The 3,291-nt window shown below is 66.9% G+C and carries 6 protein-coding genes and 1 pseudogene; all 7 read right to left on the bottom strand.

The window, feature by feature from the left end:
- The coding region (locus AB0873_RS32085) for a transposase (protein WP_366604509.1) at positions 1-683 on the bottom strand (683 nt) is incomplete at its 3' end.
- Between the two features lie 193 nt (positions 684-876).
- On the bottom strand, positions 877-1,704 hold the full coding sequence (locus tag AB0873_RS32080; RefSeq protein WP_366604507.1) for a helix-turn-helix domain-containing protein: 828 nt from the start codon (positions 1,702-1,704) through the stop codon (positions 877-879).
- A gap of 55 nt (positions 1,705-1,759) precedes the next feature.
- The gene (locus AB0873_RS32075) at positions 1,760-2,095 is read right to left on the bottom strand and encodes a YnfA family protein (RefSeq protein WP_366604506.1); all 336 of its coding nucleotides are present in this window, start codon (positions 2,093-2,095) and stop codon (positions 1,760-1,762) included.
- Complete coding sequence (locus tag AB0873_RS32070; protein ID WP_366604504.1) at positions 2,092-2,388, bottom strand: hypothetical protein; 297 nt, start codon at positions 2,386-2,388, stop codon at positions 2,092-2,094. Before AB0873_RS32070 ends, AB0873_RS32075 begins: the two co-directional genes overlap by 4 nt.
- The gene (locus AB0873_RS32065) at positions 2,375-2,707 is read right to left on the bottom strand and encodes a MerR family DNA-binding protein (RefSeq protein ID WP_366604503.1); all 333 of its coding nucleotides are present in this window, start codon (positions 2,705-2,707) and stop codon (positions 2,375-2,377) included. The genes AB0873_RS32070 and AB0873_RS32065 overlap by 14 nt, the downstream gene beginning before the upstream one ends.
- Before the next feature lie 16 nt (positions 2,708-2,723).
- Positions 2,724-2,768, bottom strand: a pseudogene (locus AB0873_RS32060) (hypothetical protein); the annotation flags it as partial.
- Positions 2,769-2,770: 2 nt separating this feature from the next.
- Positions 2,771-3,175 carry a hypothetical protein gene (locus tag AB0873_RS32055; protein WP_366604501.1) on the bottom strand — a complete coding sequence of 135 codons (405 nt, stop codon included), beginning with the start codon at positions 3,173-3,175 and terminating at the stop codon, positions 2,771-2,773.
- Positions 3,176-3,291 lie beyond the last annotated feature (116 nt).

The raw sequence follows: 3,291 nt of genomic DNA, 5'->3' as shown, positions 1-3,291 counted from the left end.
TTGATCTCATCATCGAGCTGCTTCCAGCGGCGCGCCAGGTCGCGTAGGGCGGTCTTGACCCCGGCCATCAGTAGCCGGCCTGGGTCGGCTGCCAGACCGAGCAGGTCCTCCGACTCCGGCCGCAGCCGCAGGCACCGGTTGACCAGCGTCTTCTTGCTCAGCACGACGAGTTCGTCGCGCAACGGTGAGGGTGCCCCGATCATGACGCCCCACAGCGTGTTGAACGTGTTGGTGCGGGCCTTGACCGCGCTGGAACGAGTCACCCGCAGGGTCCGGATCACCTCGATCAGGCCGGACTTTGCTTTCGGGGTGGCCGTCGATGTCTGGCCGAGCACGGCTCGAGCGATCTGCTCGGCATCGAGCCGATCGGACTTGCCGTCCATGTGCCGCGCCAGCCTGTTCGGCCGGTTGACCTCGACCACGCGAATCGCCCGGACGGTGAGGAACCGAGTCAGGGTCGCGCAGAAGGAGCCGGTGCTCTCGACCCCGATCGCGACTACCTCGCCGTGTTCCTGAACCCACGCCAGAAGGTCGGCGTAGCCGCGGTCGTTGGCGGCGAACTCCCGATGGCCCAACAGGCGGCCGTGGTCGTCGACCGCGGCCGCGTAGTGGGTGTTCTTGTGGGTGTCGACGCCGCCGATCACGGCAACAGCTGCTCGCTCGATAGCCGACTGGGTTGTCATGCTGGATGTGCTCCTCCGTGTGGCTGATCTGACGGATGGAGCGAACCGGCCGGGCGGGCGACAAGTCTGTGACGGGGCTTCTAGTCCAAGCTCCTATCAGGTCAGTTCCGCCTGGCCGGTGCGCACCACGGTGCTGCACCGGAGCCGGCCGACAAATCGAACGCAGGACACCGTGGTCACACCTTGGCCGGGGTCAGACCGGCCCGGTGCAGCACCGAGATAAGTCTTCACACACCTTGCCATTGAGCCGCGGTGTCCGAGGCTTGATGTAGACGTGCTGGATGCCCTTGTCGAGGACGTGCCAGTGGAAGCTGGACTGGAACTCGGCGCAGTGTTCGGTGTGGACGACCTCGACGCGGAATGGCAGGCGTTGCAGGACGTAGTCCAGGAACTGGATGGCGGTCTTTTGGTCGCAGCGTGGGTAGATCCGCAGGACGCGCAGCCGGGTGCAGTCGTCGATGGCGGTGAACTGGTAGTACTGGGCGCGTCTGCGCTGCTTGGGCAGCTGGCGGGTGGTGACGTCGTCGGCGGTCTTGGGTAGGCCGATGGGTTCGATGAACTTGACGTCGATCTGGACCCGGTTGCCGGGCAGCTGCTTTTCGTAGCGCTTGTAGCGCTTCTCTCGGCGCTGGTATCGCTGGGAGGCGGGTAGCCGATTCAGGCCCAGGCGTCTGAGGATGTTGTAGATCGCGGAGTGGCCTATCTCCAGGTCGTGGTATCGCTTGAGGTACATCTGGATCTTCACTGGGCCGAAGTGGTAGTTCTGCCGCAGGTAGACGATCTTGTTGACGATGTCAGCACGGATGGCCCTCGGGCTGTGATGCGGCCGGCTGGAGCGGTCGCGCAGCCCCGCAAGTCCTTCTTCCTGGAAGCGGCGCTGCCAGATGTAGAACCGGGTGCGGCTGATGCCGTAGTAGCGGCACGTTTTTGCCACGTTGCCGCTGATCTCTTCCGCGTGACGCAGGATCGCCAGCCGCCGCCGGGCCTGGCGATCCTGCTGCTGTTCGAGCGATGGGGGCACCAAGTCTCCAACGATCAGAGACCCAAAGTGTCAACAACCTCCGGCAGTTCTAGAACTAGCCGCTGCGTGGGGCGTACATGATGACCGCGACGCCGACGAGGCAGAGGGCTGCGTCGATCAGGTCGTAGCGATCGGGGCGGAAGTTGTCGACGACCATGCTCCAGGCCAGGGAGCCGGCGACGAAGACCCCGCCGTAGGCGGCGAGGATGCGGCCGAAGTTCGGGTCGGGTTGGAAGGTGGCGACGAAGCCGTAGAACCCGAGCGCGATGACTCCGGCCGCGATCCACAGCAGCCCTCGGTTTTCCCGCCAGCCCTGCCACACCAGCCAGGCGCCGCCGATCTCGGCGAGCGCAGCGAGCAGAAACAGCAGGATCGCGCGGGCAATCGTCATGCGTCGGCCTGTAGCGGGATCAGCTCGCGGTCGTGCTGGTCGGGTTGGCCGCAGGAGCAGTAGCCGGCGGTGTGGTGGCGTTTGCTGGCCCACCACCAGGACAGGCCGGCGAGCACGGCCAGGGCGACGGCGACGCCGGGCAGGAAACGGTTTACCGCGACCCAGCCCGCACCGCCGAGTATCCCGGCGGCCAGCAGCGCCGGCAGCGCGCAACAGGCGGCGCAGGCGGCTCCCGCGAGTCCCGTCATGCCGGAGGGCAGGAGACGGCGCGGCCGGTCATCAGGTGTCGGCACGATCGTCTCCGTCGACCAGTTCGGCGAAGGGCAGAGGCCAGCAGGAGCTACCGGCGCAGGCGACCAGGTCGTCACAACCGGCCGAGATGGCAGACCGCAGGGTGTCACGGATGACCGTGAGGTCGGCCAACTTCCGCTCCACCTCGATGAGCTTCTCCCTGGCCCGTGCCTGTAAGCCGCTGTCCGGCCGGCCGCCGTGCCGGTGGCGGCCGGCGTCGAGCAGGTCGGCGACCTCGTTGAGGGTGAAGCCGAGACGCTGCGCGGTCTTGATGACCCCGCAGCAGGGTGACCGACTCGGCGGGGTACAGCCGATGCCCACCCGGCGATCGCTGCGGTGCGGCGAGCAGGCCACGACGCTCGTAGTAGCGCAACGTCTGCATGTTCACCCCGGCAGCATCGGCCAGCTGGCCGCTACGCAGTCCCGAACCGCTCTTCCCTGATCCCGGACAGACGCAGCCCACTCGGCGAGGGCATCGAGCACGTTCACGTGTGCCGCCAGTACCCGGACGTCCAACGCCAGCGCATTCGGGCCGGACCGGGAGAGCTCAAGTGCGAAGAACGAGCAGCAAGACGACTCCCGAGCCGTTAGGTCCCGCGCCGTCTCCTCGACCTGCGCACCGCCGTCGAGCTGCAACCGTAGGTGCTGCGCCGACAGCCTGTAGACACCCCGCACCGCGTCCCGGAAAAACTGATCAAACTCAGCGAGCCGCAGCGGCCGTACCGCCGTCGACAAGGTGCACGCGTCGGGCACCCGGGCGCTAACCGTCGGGATCTGTTGGTTGCTCATACCTCAACGGTAAGCCTGCACCTAGTGCCGCGTCAGGGAACGTTTGCCTCGTGAGGACACGCCGTGCGGGTGCTGGTCCGGGCGGTACGGCGTCGCCAGGCTGTCCGGGTGGCAGA

The sequence above is a fragment of the Micromonospora sp. NPDC047707 genome (assembly GCF_040704235.1).
In the GTDB taxonomy this organism is placed as follows: domain Bacteria; phylum Actinomycetota; class Actinomycetes; order Mycobacteriales; family Micromonosporaceae; genus Micromonospora.
This window is presented reverse-complemented; position numbering and strand designations above follow the sequence as displayed.